This window comes from Barnesiella sp. An22 (genome assembly GCF_963931395.1).
Lineage (GTDB): Bacteria > Bacteroidota > Bacteroidia > Bacteroidales > Barnesiellaceae > Barnesiella > Barnesiella merdigallinarum.
This window is the reverse complement of record NZ_OZ007014.1, coordinates 125,183-140,114: the sequence shown is the minus strand read 5'-3', so window position 1 is coordinate 140,114 and position 14,932 is coordinate 125,183. Positions and strand designations below refer to the sequence as shown.

General features: G+C 50.8%; 10 protein-coding genes and 1 tRNA gene. 3 read left to right on the top strand and 8 right to left on the bottom strand.

From position 1 onward, the window contains the following. Nucleotides 1-61: 61 nt before the first annotated feature. The 5 genes from ABGT88_RS00550 to ABGT88_RS00530 form a co-directional block, all read right to left on the bottom strand. Nucleotides 62-3,007, bottom strand: coding sequence for an InlB B-repeat-containing protein (locus ABGT88_RS00550; RefSeq protein ID WP_346699840.1), 2,946 nt, complete (start codon nt 3,005-3,007; stop codon nt 62-64). Nucleotides 3,008-3,173: 166 nt separating this feature from the next. Then, nucleotides 3,174-4,577, bottom strand: a complete 1,404-nt coding sequence (locus ABGT88_RS00545) for a tetratricopeptide repeat protein (RefSeq protein ID WP_258326894.1) — start codon at nt 4,575-4,577, stop codon at nt 3,174-3,176. Between the two features lie 177 nt (nt 4,578-4,754). Beyond that, on the bottom strand, nt 4,755-5,510 hold the full coding sequence (locus ABGT88_RS00540; protein WP_087407908.1) for a succinate dehydrogenase/fumarate reductase iron-sulfur subunit: 756 nt from the start codon (nt 5,508-5,510) through the stop codon (nt 4,755-4,757). A gap of 43 nt (nt 5,511-5,553) precedes the next feature. Further along, nucleotides 5,554-7,575: a fumarate reductase/succinate dehydrogenase flavoprotein subunit gene (locus ABGT88_RS00535; RefSeq protein ID WP_087407909.1), complete on the bottom strand. Its 2,022-nt coding sequence runs from the start codon at nt 7,573-7,575 to the stop codon at nt 5,554-5,556. Nucleotides 7,576-7,612: 37 nt separating this feature from the next. After that, nucleotides 7,613-8,302, bottom strand: coding sequence for a succinate dehydrogenase/fumarate reductase cytochrome b subunit (locus tag ABGT88_RS00530; RefSeq protein WP_298662008.1), 690 nt, complete (start codon nt 8,300-8,302; stop codon nt 7,613-7,615). Between the two features lie 220 nt (nt 8,303-8,522). Between ABGT88_RS00530 and ABGT88_RS00525 the strand changes: the two genes are divergently transcribed. The 3 genes from ABGT88_RS00525 to ABGT88_RS00515 all read left to right on the top strand — a co-directional run bounded on the left by ABGT88_RS00525 (nt 8,523) and on the right by ABGT88_RS00515 (nt 11,764). Next, nucleotides 8,523-9,611: a TlpA disulfide reductase family protein gene (locus tag ABGT88_RS00525; RefSeq protein ID WP_298662006.1), complete on the top strand. Its 1,089-nt coding sequence runs from the start codon at nt 8,523-8,525 to the stop codon at nt 9,609-9,611. Between the two features lie 283 nt (nt 9,612-9,894). Beyond that, nucleotides 9,895-10,860 carry a right-handed parallel beta-helix repeat-containing protein gene (locus ABGT88_RS00520; RefSeq protein ID WP_346699837.1) on the top strand — a complete coding sequence of 322 codons (966 nt, stop codon included), beginning with the start codon at nt 9,895-9,897 and terminating at the stop codon, nt 10,858-10,860. Then, nucleotides 10,754-11,764: a T9SS type A sorting domain-containing protein gene (locus tag ABGT88_RS00515; protein WP_346699835.1), complete on the top strand. Its 1,011-nt coding sequence runs from the start codon at nt 10,754-10,756 to the stop codon at nt 11,762-11,764. Before ABGT88_RS00520 ends, ABGT88_RS00515 begins: the two co-directional genes overlap by 107 nt. A gap of 179 nt (nt 11,765-11,943) precedes the next feature. Here ABGT88_RS00515 and ABGT88_RS00510 read toward each other — a convergent pair whose 3' ends face one another. The 3 genes from ABGT88_RS00510 to tyrS all read right to left on the bottom strand — a co-directional run bounded on the left by ABGT88_RS00510 (nt 11,944) and on the right by tyrS (nt 14,725). Then, a complete protein-coding gene (locus ABGT88_RS00510) occupies nt 11,944-13,044 on the bottom strand; it encodes a hypothetical protein (RefSeq protein WP_346699833.1) in 1,101 nt (366 codons plus the stop codon). A gap of 236 nt (nt 13,045-13,280) precedes the next feature. After that, nucleotides 13,281-13,351, bottom strand: a tRNA-Gln gene (locus ABGT88_RS00505). Between the two features lie 81 nt (nt 13,352-13,432). Continuing rightward, complete coding sequence (gene tyrS, locus ABGT88_RS00500) at nt 13,433-14,725, bottom strand: tyrosine--tRNA ligase (protein ID WP_258326888.1); 1,293 nt, start codon at nt 14,723-14,725, stop codon at nt 13,433-13,435. Nucleotides 14,726-14,932 lie beyond the last annotated feature (207 nt).

Below are 14,932 nucleotides of genomic sequence, written 5' to 3'. Positions count from 1 at the left end.
ATACAAGAAAACCCGGTGCAGGCGATCTGCATCGGGTTTTCTTGTAGGTAAAAGGGAGGTGTTATTTCACAACCACCTTTTTACTTTGTGTCGAGAGTACGTTATGAACTTTTACTATGTAGATACCTTGGTTAAGGTTTAGGTCTCTTTCGCCTATTACGCGGCCTTCCCATACGAGGCTTCCGCTTGTCGAGTATACCTGTACGGCAGCATCGTCGGCTACGATACGAAGTATACCGGGCAGGCTCCATACCTTGGCACCTGCGGCTTCGGTTTCGTCGATACCCGACTCGTCGGCAAATTCAGCAGTTACTACCGAAGCCATCTTCACGACAAACGAACCGCTTACGCTCACGCCGTTTACCTTCACGCTTCTCAGCAAGTAACCTTCGTCGGGGATGGCCGTGATGGTAACCGTGCTGTTTTTGGCTACCTTGTCGCCCGAGTTTACTACTTCGTTATTCTCGTTGCGCAGCTCCAGCGAGCCGTTTTCCGAGGGTTCGATGGTGATATAAGCCTCGTCGCAACCGCTGCCGTCGCCATCGATAGAGACTTTCCAACCCTTCTTCGTAGCGATGGAGGTTTCGCTGGTTTCGGCTTCGTTGGCGTTGCTGATACCGGCAATGAAGAGGTTGGCCGTTGTGGGCGTGGTAGCGCAGACGGGCAGGTGGTAGAAGAGGTCGTTGAGCTCGCAAGCCGTCATGCTGTTGCCCGAGCATTCGATATAGTTCAGTTTCGTATTGTTCGACAGGTCGATGGGGTCGAGTTGGTTACCGTCGCAGAAGAGGCGTTCGAGCTCGGTATTGTTCGACAGGTCGAGGGTAGTGAGCTGGTTGTTCGAGCAGGTGAGTCGCACCAGTTGCGTGTTGTGGGTTACGTCGAGCGAGGTCAGGCCCATGTTGCTGCATTGCAGTTCCTGCAGGTTGGTGAGCATGCTCACGTCGATAGAGCTCAGTTGCGAGTTGTTCTGCACGTCGAGCAACATCAGCTTGGTGTTGTTGGCCAGGGTGACGCTCGAGAGCGAGTTGTTCTTTATGACAGCCTCTTCGAGTTCGGTGTTCTTCGACAAGTCGAGCGAGGTGAGTTCGCAGTTGTAGCAGGTGAGCGAGAAGAGTTTCGTATTGTTCGACAGGTCGAGGGTACCTATTTCGTTGTAAGAGCAGTTGAGTTTGCCCAATTCGGGGTTCTTCGACAGGTCGAGCGAGGTAATACCCGTCCAATAGCAGTCGAGGGTAGCCAGCGTAGCGTTGTGGGTTACGTCGAGCGAAATCAGGTCGTTTTCGGAGCAATCGAAATAGTCGATCAAGCCGCTGATACGGATAGTCGTACCCTTGGAGTTGCCGTCGAGTCTCACAATCGATTCGTTGTCGATGGTCATGGTCTCGATTTCGCCGTTGCCCCAGTCGATTTCAACTTCGGTTTCAGGGTCAATTCCGCTTATTCCGAACGAGAAAGGCTCGTTGTTCTCTACCTCCATGGCAATGTAGTTGTTGGCAGCGATGGGGATGAATACGGCCGATACGGTTACATTCTCCGAAGCAGCAAAAATATTGCTGTTGATGCGTTGGCCGTTCACCTCGTAGTAGCGCACCTGATACCCTTCGGCAGGCGAGGCGGTGATGTAGGTAGGTACACCCGATTCGAGCTGGTTGTTTTCGACTGCGTGCAGTTCGTGTGTTACCAGGTCGGGTTGCGAGAGGGTGAAGGTACCCAATTCGGAGGGTACGATTGTAGCCGTCACCGTGCCGCAGGTAGCACTGCCGTCGCCTGTAACGTCGACTGTCCATTTCGATTCGGTAGCGATGTAGGTGTCGCTGGTCTCGGCATTGCTGCCTTCGAGCAGCAGGTTGGGGTAGGGGCTTGCACTCTCCAGACCCGAGAGAGTCTGATACATGTAGTTGAGGCTGCAGGGAGTCATACCCTTGTTGTTGCGAATATCGATGGTATTGATGCCCTGGTTATAGTAAAAGTCAAGGTAGGTAAAGAGGTTGTTGGGGCCCCAGAATCTTGTCAGGTGAGTGTTTTGGCTCAAGTCTATTTCGGTAAGCAGATTGTCGCCACACTTGAGCGAAAGCAGGTTGGACATGTTCGACACGTTCAGTTTGGTCAGTTGGTTGCCATCGCACGAGAGGTTGGTGATTTTGCTGTTTCCTGTCAGATCGAGCCGGGTCAACTGGTTGTTGCTGCATACCAGGTCCATCAGGGCGGTATTGGCAAATACATTCAGTTCGGTCAGATAGTTGTCGTTGCAGAAGAGCTTTTCGAGTTTGGCATTTTGGGTCAGATCGATTGACTGGATGTAATTGTAGCGAATGTCGAGCTGTTGCAGTTCGGCCAGTTTGGTAACGTCTATCTCTGCCAGAGCATTCCCCTCCAGGTTGATGTAGTAGAGATTGGGGCAACCCGACAGGTCTATGGCGCTCAGGTCGTTGTTGTAGGCCGTAATCGACTCCAGAGCACTGCCTTCGCTGGGCAATATGATGGTTGTGATGCCACCCCGGTCGTCGGGGTTCGACGCATCGGTTTTATCGTAGCGGCAGTCGAGGTTTCTCAGTTTTTTGTGCTCCGACAGGTTCAGGAACATCAGTTTGGGGTTGTTGTAGCAGTTAAGGGTTTCGAGGTTGGGGGCACCCGAAATATCAAGATTGGTGCGTTCTATCTCGTTGCGGTAGCAGTCGAGTGTGGTCAACTCGAGTTCGTTGACAATCGAAAGCGAAGTTACATGTGCTTCGGAGCAGTCGAACGAACGCATGGGCGAGAGTATCCGTATCGTGTCGCCCACTTGATTGTCGCTCACACTGCGAGTCCACATACCGTCTACGGTATACTCTTTTTGAACACCGTCACCCCAGTCGACAATCACTTTACCGTCCGAGGCTACCGGCGAGGGGTAGAAGGTAAACTCACTGCCCGGTTCGAGCGAGGTGGTGATTTTTATTTCACCCCATGCCTCTGAAACTCCCAGAACGAGGCACAACGAAAATAGAAAACTTGTAAATTTTTTCATACGATTTGTTTTGTTTTGGTCTCTTGCAAAGGATATTTCTTTCGAAATGAAAATTCTGTAATACAAAAATGAGAAAAAAATAAGAAAATAACAATACGCGAGGTGTTGCTATTTAATCAGAAATATATGTTGATTATCAGATAATTATAAAATGAAGCGTTGCAATTTAACGTTTCGAAAGATTTTCTTCGCCCAAAATGACCACACCCAGACCCTGGTCTGAAAAGTTTTGAGGTATTTTTTTTCGCAGTCGGGTGCGTTGCGAACGTATGGTTTCGTTGCTGATTCCACGGCATACGGCGCACTCGCGAGTCGAGAATCCCAGTTGAATGAGGGCACAGAGAAAAGCGTCGTTTCCCGTCAGCGGCACTACACTCGAGAGCTGTTGCAGGTAGGGGTCGAACTCTTTTACGACAATTGCCTGAAACTCCTTTTGCTCGTCGTAGCTGAGCGACTCCTTGCCCTGGGTAATCCGTCGGTACCACTCGTTGTAGGTGCTGGTTGTCTTGAAATCGCGGCTGCATCGTTCGCCGGCCTTGCGTATGATTTCGACCATTTGCAGTTCTCGGCTCTCGTTTTCCTGGGCCCGGGCCTCCTGTTTCTCCCATTTATGGGCAAAGAGTTGTTCGTTGCGACGTTTGAGGTGTTGGCGATAAAACAGGAATACGGCTACCGAGATCAACAGCAAGGCTACCACACATATCGTTATGGCTACAATCAGGCGTGTGTGGCTCTGTTCCTGCAGATCGGTAGTAATGCGTATATGCTCCTGGCGATCTATCTGGTGGGCTATAGCCATGTTTTCGATCGAGTCGGAGAGTCGGTAAGCCTCTTGCAGATACCGGTATCGCAACGAGTCGGCTATACCGGCTTCGTCGGGTAGGTCGGCCAGTTTGAAGTAGGCCGATGCCCTTACCGACATATCGTCGCTACGGCTGGCCTGTTCGAGATAAAAGAGAGCCGAGTCGTATTGCATTTGCAAGGCAAAAAGCTGTCCCCTCACGGCATAATTGCGCAGCCGTTTCACCTTGTTGCGGGTCAGTGACAACGCTGCTGCATTGCATTGCAGGGCCCGGGCCAGGTCGTTGTGCTGTTTGTATGCGCTGGACAGGTTGTTGTAGACCGACGAGCGTTCCTCTCGGTCGGCTATCTGGTCGAGGAAGGCGAGAGGTTTTTCGAAGTAGAACAGAGCGCTGTCGGGGTCTTTGTAGAGGTAGTGATACTTGCCCATACCCCGGTAAGCGTGCGACAGATTGCTTTTGTCGGGCAGGTTTTGCGATACTTTCAGAGCCTGTGTGTAGGTGTCCCAGGCCGTTTCGTAGATATTGTGGTCGAGCAGAAGGTCGCCCAGCCGGTTGTATATCGACGCTTCCAACTCGGCGTTTTCGGTTCCGTCCAACTGTTTCAGAGCTTGACGATAGAGTACGATGGCCGAGTCGGGGATGTGGAGCTCTTCCATCTCCAGGGCTTGCTGATAGAGCGATTCGGCCCTTCCGGAATGGTAGCGGCTGCACGAGCCCAACCCTATCCATAACAATACGAATATGACGAATAGAAAACCTCGTCTCATAGCCAAAACACAAATACGCAGTCCAAAGATACGAATAATTCGTTATCTCGAAACTCTATTTGTTCTCGATTTTCGGTCCTAGTTCGATGCGATGAGTCGCGATGGGGTGGTGTTCTATAAAAAAACAATCCCGGGAAGGCCTTCCCGGGATTGTTTTTTGACGTATGAAAGAGGTGATTAGTCTTTCAGTTTGGCGCAGATGAACTCGCGGTTCAAGCGGGCGATGTTGGTGAGCGAGATGTTCTTGGGGCACTCGGCAGCGCAGGCACCGGTGTTGGTGCAGTTACCGAATCCCAGTTCGTCCATCTTGGCTACCATGGCACGGGCACGAGCGGCAGCCTCTACGCGGCCTTGCGGCAGCAGGGCATATTGGCTTACCTTGGCCGAAACGAAGAGCATGGCCGAGCCGTTTTTACAAGCAGCTACACAAGCACCGCAACCGATACAGGTAGCCGAGTCCATAGCCTCGTCGGCAGCCTCTTTCGAGATGGGTATAGCGTTGGCATCTTGAGCACCACCCGTGTTGATGGAGATATAACCACCGGCTTGCTGTATTTTGTCGAAGGCACGACGGTCTACCATCAAGTCGCGGATTACGGGGAATCCGGCCGAACGCCACGGTTCAACCGTGATTACATCGCCATCGTTGAACTTGCGCATGTGCAACTGGCAGGTCGTCACGCTGGTGTCGGGGCCGTGGGGGTGTCCGTTGATATAGAGCGAACACATACCGCAGATACCTTCGCGGCAGTCGTGGTCGAAAACTACGGGCTCTTTACCCTCGTTGATGAGTTGCTCGTTGAGCAAGTCGAGCATTTCGAGGAAAGAGCTGTCGGTAGATACACCGTTGAGTTTGTATTCCTCAAATCTACCTTTTTCTTTGGGCCCTTTTTGGCGCCAAATCTTCAGTGTTATATTGATTGTTTTTTCCATAACTTTATCGTGTTATACCGGAATTAAACGGCGATTAGACAAATTATTTCTTGTAGTTACGTTGTTGAACCTTGATAGCCTCGTATTTCAGTTCTTCTTTCAATAGTTCGGGCTTCTTATCTTCGCCTTGGTATTTCCAGCAGCTTACATACATAAAGTGTTCGTCGTCACGTTTAGCCTCTCCGTCTTCGGTTTGATACTCTTCACGGAAGTGGCCACCACAAGACTCTTCGCGGTTGAGAGCGTCGAGAGCCATCAACTTGCCTATTTCGAGGAAGTCCTCTACGCGCAGAGCTTTTTCGAGCTCTACGTTCAGCGTATTGGCTTCGCCCGGGATACGTACGTTGGTGTAGAATTCTTTCTTCACCTCGTCGATTTTCTTGAGTGCGGTTTCGAGTCCGGCTTTGTTACGGCCCATACCTACATACTCGACCATGATGTGGCCCAGTTCTTTGTGGATAGAGTCAACCGAGCGTTTACCCTTGATGTTCATCAAGCGGGCGATACGGGCTTTGACAGCCTTTTCGGCCTCTACAAACTCGGGCAGGTCGGTCGAGAAGCGGGGTACCTGAATCTGGTCCGACAGGTAGTTTTGAATCGTGTAGGGAAGTACGAAGTAACCGTCGGCCAAACCTTGCATCAGGGCCGATGCACCCAGACGGTTGGCACCGTGGTCCGAGAAGTTGGCCTCGCCGATAGCGAACAGACCGGGGATAGAGGTCATCAGTTCGTAGTCTACCCAGATACCTCCCATCGTGTAGTGCGAAGCGGGATAGATCATCATAGGCGTTTCGTAGGGGTTCTGGTCTACGATCTTCTCGTACATCTGGAACAGGTTGCCGTAGCGGCTGGCCACAGCCTCTTTACCCTTGATTTGGATAGCAGCGGCTTCGCCACCCAGTTTTTCGATTTCGTGGTGGTCGAGACCTTGGATGGCCTGTTTACCCAGACGCTCGATACTCTCTTTGAAGTCGAGGTATACGGCATACCCCGAGGGGCTTACACCGTAGCCGGCGTCGCAACGCTCTTTGGCGGCACGCGAAGCCACGTCGCGGGGCACGAGGTTACCGAATGCCGGGTAACGACGCTCCAGATAGTAGTCGCGGTCTTCTTCCTTGATATCGGTCGGTTTCAGTTTGCCGGCGCGGATGGCAGCGGCATCCTCTTTTTTCTTGGGAACCCAGATGCGGCCGTCGTTACGCAGCGACTCCGACATCAGCGTCAGTTTCGACTGGAATTCACCGTGTACGGGGATACAGGTGGGGTGAATCTGCGCATAGGCCGGGTTGGCAAAGTAGGCACCTTTGTGGTAGCATTGTACGGCAACCGAGCCGTTCGATGCCATGGCGTTGGTCGAAAGGAAGTATACGTTACCGTATCCACCGGTAGCGATAACTACGGCGTGAGCGGCAAAGCGCTCGATGTCGCCGGTTACCAGGTTACGGGCAATGATACCGCGGGCACGGCCGTCGATGATGACGAGGTCGAGCATCTCGTAGCGGGTATACTGTTTTACCGTACCTTTCTTTACCTGGCGGTTGAGCGATGCGTATGCACCCAGCAGCAGCTGTTGTCCCGTTTGACCCTTGGCATAGAAAGTACGCGATACCTGGGCACCACCGAACGAACGGTTGGCCAACTGGCCGCCGTATTCGCGGGCGAAAGGTACGCCTTGAGCCACGCATTGGTCGATGATGTTGTTCGACACTTCGGCCAGACGATATACGTTGGCTTCGCGGGCACGGTAGTCACCACCCTTGATCGTATCGTAGAAGAGGCGGTATACCGAGTCGCCGTCGTTCTGATAGTTTTTAGCAGCATTGATACCGCCTTGTGCGGCGATAGAGTGAGCGCGGCGGGGCGAATCCTGAATACAGAAGTTCAGCACGTTGAATCCCAGCTCGCCCAGCGTAGCGGCAGCCGAACCGCCGGCAAGACCCGTACCAACGACGATGATGTCGAGACGACGTTTATTGGCCGGGTTCACCAATTTTTGGTGTGCTTTATAATTGGTCCACTTTTCAGCCAAGGGGCCTTCGGGTATTTTAGAATCTATTGTAGCCATAACAATTTTTTTTCTGTGAAATGAATAGGTTGGTTTATTAAAGGGTGCAAGTTCCGCAGCCGGTCAGGCTCATGATGTAGAACGAGATGGCAACGGCAACAAAGCCCAAGCAGATAATGGTAGTGAAAATGTTGGAGATACATTTCCAACGGTTGAACCATACGTGGTTGTTGATACCCAGCGTTTGGATGGCGCTCCAGAAACCGTGGGTGAGGTGGAACCACAAAGCTACGAACCAGATGAGGTAAATAACTACATAAACCGGGCAGCTGAAGGTTTCGCGAATCAGGGCGATACCGTCGTGAGGATTGACTTCGGGCAGGTGACCGATAACCTCGTTGAGCTGCATCTTGTACCAGAAGTTGAAGAGGTGCAAAGCCAGACCCAGTACCACGATGATACCCAGTACCAGCATGTTTTGCGAGGCCCACTCTACGCTTTTCGGACGTACGTTCACCAGGTAGCGGTCGTTTCCGCGAGCTTTCCGGTTTTGAATCGTCAGCCAGAAGGCGTAGATGATGTGAATCACGGCTCCGGCGGCGATAACGACCGTACCAATCAGGGCATACCAGTTAGCTCCCAGGAATTGGCATACGGCATTGTAGCCGGCAGGGCTGATTAACGCCACTAAGTTCATACACATGTGAAACGTTAAAAATAGGACGAGAAAGAGTCCTGTCACACTCATGACTACTTTTCGTCCTATGGACGAGTTACTTAACCACATAGGATTTGAATTTAAGTTATTATTTGTTGTAAATAAAGATTATGCAATCTTTGCACCATGCAAAAGTAACTGAAGTATGCGGAATATACAAGATAATAAGGAAATATTTCTTTAATGTATAGTCCTTTGGCTTCACTCTTTTTAAATGATAAAGAACGTAAAACTTCCCGTTTTTATCGAAATATCTCTATCTTTGCCTCGCTATCAATTTATAACGTATATGAAAAATAGAAATCTTTTCTTTCTGGTGGCTGCTGCTGCCGCAACGGTTGTTTCCTGCAACTCCAATCCTTCGTCGTATACCATCGACGGAACAGTGGCCGACTCTACCCTGAACGGCGACATGGTTTACCTGACCGATATGGCTTCGCGCGATGTGCTCGACAGCGCGGTGATTGCCGATAACAAGTTCCAGTTCAAGGGCAAGGCCGATACCGCTTTCGTGGGTATGTTGCAAGTACCCTCTTTTTACCGCATGGGATTTATCGTCGAGAACGGTCACATTGCCGTAGAGTTGGGCGAAACCGACAAGGTATCGGGTACTCCGCTCAACGACGAGTTTGCCTCGTTCATGAACGACATCGATTCGTTGAACCAAATCTTCATAGCCAAACAACAAGAGATCATAGCAAAAGGTTTGTCCGACGAAGAGGCTTCGGCCGAGTGGGACAAAGTGCAACTTACCTTCATCATGCCCGAGATAGACAAACTCTTCTCGCACTACTTCGACCGTAACAACAACAACGCCGTGGGTGCATGGACCCTCTTCAACTGGGATCTTTCGCCCGAGCGTCTCGACTCGGTCATCAACCTGGCCGGCGAAACCCTCAAGGCCGATCCTCTGGTAAAGGTGATGAACCAACGTCTCGAAATCTGGAAAAAGACAGCCGAGGGTCAGATGTTTACCGACTTCACCATCGAGCAACCCGACGGCACGAAGGTTTCGCTCTCCGACTATGTGGGCAAGGGCAAGTATGTGCTGGTCGACTTCTGGGCTTCGTGGTGCGGTCCCTGCCGGGGCGAGATTCCCAACATCAAGGAGCTCTACGACAAATATCACGCCAAGGGTCTCGATGTGCTGGGTGTAGCCGTGTGGGATAAACCCGAAGATACGCAGGCTGCCATCAAGGAGCTGGGTATCGTTTGGCCGCAAATCATCAACGCTCAACAGATACCGACCGAACTCTACGGCATTCAGGGTATTCCCCATATCATCTTGTTTGCCCCCGACGGTACCATTGCTGCTCGCGACCTGCGCGACGAAGCCATGAAAGAGAAAGTCGCCGAGGTGATGAAGAATGTGAAATAAAACAATAGTAAATAATCGACAAAAGAAACCGTAGATAGAGCTCGCTTGAGAGACTGCAGGTAGTGCTTTATCGTCAAAACTTGGGAGCGACCCACACGGGCCGCTCCTTTTTTTGTAGTATATATTTCATTTCTTTTTCTTTTTAGTTTCTTTTATATTTCAAATAGAAAAATATAGAAATTATAGAGAAACTAAACGAAATCTTTTGTGCATAAATAAAAAAATTATTATACTTGCAAAAAATAATTATTTCATTTCTTATCACCTTTTAAAAAGTGCTATTATGAAAAACAAACTACTCTTGATGAGTTGCGCATGTTGTTTGTTCTCGAGCGCAGCTTTTGCCGAAACTTTTTTGGTGACCAAGACCTCGGGCGATGCCAGCGAAGAGGGCTCGCTTCCCTATGTGGTGGCCAATGCTCCGGGAGGATCGGAGATAGAATTTTCTATCGGCGACGAAACTACGGTGACTATTCCGGCCACGATACAGATTGACAAGAATCTGACTATCGATGCCCAGGGTAAAACCATCTCGGTGGCCGAGCCGGGGGTATCGAACTACCGTATTTTCAAAATAGGCCTCTATGCGCCGGCCGAAGATGCCGAACTGGTTTCGCTCACGCTCAAGAACTGTACGCTCTATGGTGGCGACGGCACCTCGATGATCGATGCCGAAGAGTCGATGGCCAGTTGGTCGGCAACCATTCTCGTGGGGAAAAACGGTAGACTCACCGGTGAGAACCTGCTCTTCGACAAGGCTCGGAACGGTTATGCACCCGGTATCATGGCTTGCGGCGACATCACCCTTACAAACTGTACGTTCCAGAATCTCTCGGCTACGAAAGTGGGTGGTGCCGTCTATACCAACAGCGGCGTGACGGCCCGTTTCACCGACTGTACCTTTACCGACAACGCCAGTACCACCCACGGTGGTGCCGTAGGTTGCTCGGGCAGTACAAACTATTTTACAGGCTGTACCTTTACCGGCAATGAGGCTTCCGGTTCGTCAGCCGATGGCGGTGCCATATTTTTGCAAAATGCCGGAGCTTCGGCCGAAATCGATAACTGTACATTTACGACCAATAGTGCAGGTCATTACGGCGGAGCCGTGGTGCAAAAAAAACAATGTGACCGACGGTGTTTTGAAAATTACCAATTCTACATTCAACGACAATACGGCCAACGGTGGCGGTGCCTTGTTGACATGGATGGGCAATATAACGGTAGAAAACTGCTCGTTCGAGGGTAATAGCTCTACGGGAACCTCGGGTGGTGCCTGGTATGCATCATTCAAGACGGAGGTAAACTACAATATCTCGGGCTGCTACTTCGGCGAGAATACCTCGGCAGCTCACGGGGGTGCCATTCTCTCGACCTCCGATGCGGCTACCCTCACCAACTGTACATTCTATAAGAATAAAATCACAGGCAAGTCCAGCGGTGGCGGTGCTCTCGCTTTCCAAGGCAATGCCAGCATCTACAACTGTACACTTGTAGGTAACGAGAGTGTACACGAGACCTATGGAGCAGGTATTCACATTGCTTCGAGTGCCATTGTTAATCTGTATAATACTATTGTTGTAGGTAGTGTGGGCGGCCCCGACATCTATACCCACGACAAATGTACGTTGGCCGGTTCGAACAACATCTATGGAACCGCGTTGGTAGGTACGACAGAGGTTACCGTCGATGGGTTTGTAGACAACACGGTATATACCGACCAGACTTTGTTTGCCGATGCCGAACCCGTTCCGGCTCTCAACGAGGGAACTACCAAAACGATAGCCATCTCGCCCGAGGGTATTGCTGCCGGTGCCGGTATCGTGGTAGAGGGTGTTCCCACGGTTGACCAACGGGGTAAAGCCCGTTCGGAAACGGCTCCTTCGATTGGTGCCTATGAGGTAGAGAAAGCCACTTCGATTGAGCGTGTAGCGGTTGCAGAATCGCTCTTCTGGCCCAACCCGGCACAAGATTATATCACGCTGGCCGACGGTGTGTCTGAGGTAGCTGTCTACGATTTGCGCGGTGCTTTGGTGCTTGCAGCCGAGGCTCCCGTACAGACCCTTTCGGTCGACGGGCTCGATGCAGGTGTCTATCTGCTGCAAGTGACAGTGGGCGGTAAGGTATATAACCATCGACTGCTTGTCAAATAAATCATAACATTTTCAACTTGTGCGAGAGTGGGGACTTGTGATGAGTTCCCGCTCTTGTTGTGTGTATACTTGCAGACACGAAGCTCTTGGGGGAAAGCCACGAATGGCTCTACCGACTTTTAGGGTTGGCATTTCGAAGGCTTGTCCGGCCGGGACCATGGGGAGACTGGTCTCCTGTGTCAGTCAGAGTTGCGCACGCTGCGCTCATCCCATGTAATGTACTTTTGCGTCATTTTGCCTTTGTTGCCGATAATTATTTTCTGCTGGCTGATGACCTCCTGGGGCCATCCGTCGGGGAAATATTTTATGTGCAGAAATTCTTTGCTTACGGCATCTTCGGTCACTTGCTCGTCAAATCCGGTATCCATATCTTCCTTCACGGTAGTAGCGTCCTCTTTGTCCATAAGCATATCGACGAACCCACCAAGCAGTTGCTTGATATCTTTCCTGGGTATGTAATTGTTGATTTCGATGATTATATCATATTCATAACTTTCGGGGTCGATGGTTGCCGACAGGTAAGTATCCGATTCGTACTTGGTATCGGTGGCCTCTTCGTGCAGGGTGGTCTCTTTCAGGGGAAACTGGTATCCATGGTATTGGAAAAGCATTTCCAACTCTTCCGTATAGCTTTGTACCAGCTTGCTGGGGTCTATGTTTCTGAATAGCTCGTCGGCTTTTATGCCGGTTGAATTCAGTTTGTCCATCCATGAAGATTCTTGGATGATTCCGTCGAATACACGCTTGGCCTGTTTCTCCACCTCTTCCAGGTTGTCATATTGGATAATCTTTCCTAACTCGTCTGTTCTGAACCGTATGGTTGTACCCGCAATTTCGTCTTGAAGTCGTTGGACGGTTTCCTGCATGAAGTTCTGCATTTCGGATTCGGCATCCGTGTCTGTGCTGAATTTCAGAAACTTGTATTCCATCTGATACCCCTCTTTTGTAGAGTCGGTAACCGTTATCATCACTTTGGTGTTGGCTCCAAGGGTCTTGACCGTGTCGGTCCCTTCAAATTTCCAGGAGCCTTCGCTTATCCAGTAGGTCATGGTATCGCGTTCGTTGAACCAGGCGACGATTGGCAGGGCTGAATCTTCCTCTTCTGTGGTAGCCGCCTTGGTCTGGTTGCAATAGGGCAGAGCTGTGAACGAGGCGAATAGTATCAGGCAGATTGCCCATAGCCGTGTGGAGTATAAATTTGGCAATCCGATGCGGTTCTGCGTGGCAGACCGTTGAGGGGTCTTTGCAGGGACTGACTCTTGTAAGTTGTGTTTTTTCATGGTCTTGTTTTTTTATATGGTTATTTTTGTTTGGATGGCCCATGGAGGCCGGGGGCTGTTTTTATTTTATATTCATCTGTGTCTGAAGGGGGAGGATGCTTGTTTCACAAAGATAATGTAAAGCGGACAGGAAAACAACTGTTAGTCTGGCTTTTTCAGGAAGTGGGGGCAGAATGGAGGAATACCTCTGTATAAACGCAAAAACGAGCAGCGGCGTACCGTTGCTCGTTCTTGTGTTGGCTTACCAGGATTCGAACCTAGACAAACAGAACCAAAACCTGTTGTGCTGCCATTACACCATAAGCCAAACTTCTATGCTTTGAGGTCTAACCCTCAAAAGCGAGGCAAAGATAATGTGTTTTTACGGCTTTGCCAAATTTTAGTCGAATTATTTTGCGATAAGCAGGTAATAATTCTTTTTACCCCGTTGTACGATGATGTATTTGTCGTTGAGCAGATAGCTGCCGTCGATTTTCGTATCGGGGGCTGCGAGTTTCTCTTTGTTGATGGAGACGCCACCGCCCTGAGTGAGTTTCCGCATTTCGCCTTTCGAGGGGAATACGGCAGCCATTTCGGTGGTCAGTTCGATAGCGGGTACCCCGCCGAGGATAGCGTCGCGCGACACTTCGAACTGGGGCACACCCTCGAATACGGCGAGCAGCGTGGCTTCGTCGAGTTTGTGCAGTTGCTCCGAGGTGGAGTTCCCGAAGAGGATGTTCGAGGCCTCGACAGCAGCGTCGTAGTCGGCTTGCGAGTGTACCATGACGGTAACCTCGCGGGCCAGCCGTTTCTGCAGGGCGCGCAGGTGGGGAGCCTGGTCGTGCTCGGCGATGAGGGCTTCGATCTCTTCGCGCGAAATCGAGGTAAATATCTTGATGTAGCGTTTGGCATCTTCGTCGCTCACGTTCAGCCAGAACTGGTAGAACTTGTAGGGCGAGGTGTAGCGGGCATCGAGCCATACGTTGCCCGACTCGGTCTTGCCGAATTTCGTACCGTCGGCCTTGGTTACCAGCGGGCAGGTGAGGGCAAATACCTCGCCGCCGTTGGTGCGGCGTATCAGTTCGGCACCGGTGGTGATGTTGCCCCATTGGTCCGAACCGCCCAGTTGCAGCTTGCAGTTCTTGGTTTCGTAGAGGTGCAGGAAGTCGTAGCCTTGCAGCAGTTGGTAGGTGAACTCGGTGAACGAAAGTCCGTCGCGAGCCTCGCCGTTGAGTCGTTTTTGAACCGAGTCTTTCGCCATCATGTAGTTGACCGTGATGTGCTTACCTACGGTGCGGGCGAAGTCGAGGAACGAGAAGTCCTTCATCCAGTCGTAGTTGTTTACCAGTTCTGCGTGGTTGGGAGCATCCGACTCGAAGTCGAGGAACTTGCTCAACTGCTTTTTGATACACTCCTGGTTGTGGCGCAGGGTCTCTTCGTCGAGCAGGTTGCGCTCTTGCGATTTGCCCGAGGGGTCGCCAATCATACCGGTAGCACCCCCGACCAAGGCCAGCGGTTTGTGGCCGCAGCGTTGGAAATGTCGCAGCATCATCACGCCGCACAAGTGGCCTATGTGGAGCGAATCGGCCGTGGGGTCGAAACCCAAGTAGGCGGTAACCATTTCCTTTTCAAGGAGTTCTTCTGTACCCGGCATCATGGTGTGTACCATTCCGCGCCATTTTAGTTCTTCTACAAAATTCATCGAATGAAAACTTTATTAAATGTTTGGTCGTTGTTTCTCGCAGGGTGATAGGGGGCGGCAGGTTGTGCAGACTTACCGAACTCCTTGTTTCTGCGGTAGCTGCAAAATTACGACTCTTTATCGAAATAAACAATTTTAATTTCGAAATAACAAAAAATAAGAACCATCTCTGTTTTTTTTCGTTAATCTCGTGTATTTAAATTATTT

Coding starts and splice junctions, on each gene's coding strand:
- ABGT88_RS00540 (WP_087407908.1), bottom strand. CDS start 5,510: ATGGAAAAAACAATCAATATAACACTGAAGATTTGGCGCCAAAAAGGG.
- ABGT88_RS00545 (WP_258326894.1), bottom strand. CDS start 4,577: ATGAGACGAGGTTTTCTATTCGTCATATTCGTATTGTTATGGATAGGG.
- ABGT88_RS00525 (WP_298662006.1), top strand. CDS start 8,523: ATGAAAAATAGAAATCTTTTCTTTCTGGTGGCTGCTGCTGCCGCAACG.
- ABGT88_RS00510 (WP_346699833.1), bottom strand. CDS start 13,044: ATGAAAAAACACAACTTACAAGAGTCAGTCCCTGCAAAGACCCCTCAA.
- tyrS (WP_258326888.1), bottom strand. CDS start 14,725: ATGAATTTTGTAGAAGAACTAAAATGGCGCGGAATGGTACACACCATG.
- ABGT88_RS00550 (WP_346699840.1), bottom strand. CDS start 3,007: ATGAAAAAATTTACAAGTTTTCTATTTTCGTTGTGCCTCGTTCTGGGA.
- ABGT88_RS00535 (WP_087407909.1), bottom strand. CDS start 7,575: ATGGCTACAATAGATTCTAAAATACCCGAAGGCCCCTTGGCTGAAAAG.
- ABGT88_RS00530 (WP_298662008.1), bottom strand. CDS start 8,302: ATGTGGTTAAGTAACTCGTCCATAGGACGAAAAGTAGTCATGAGTGTG.
- ABGT88_RS00520 (WP_346699837.1), top strand. CDS start 9,895: ATGAAAAACAAACTACTCTTGATGAGTTGCGCATGTTGTTTGTTCTCG.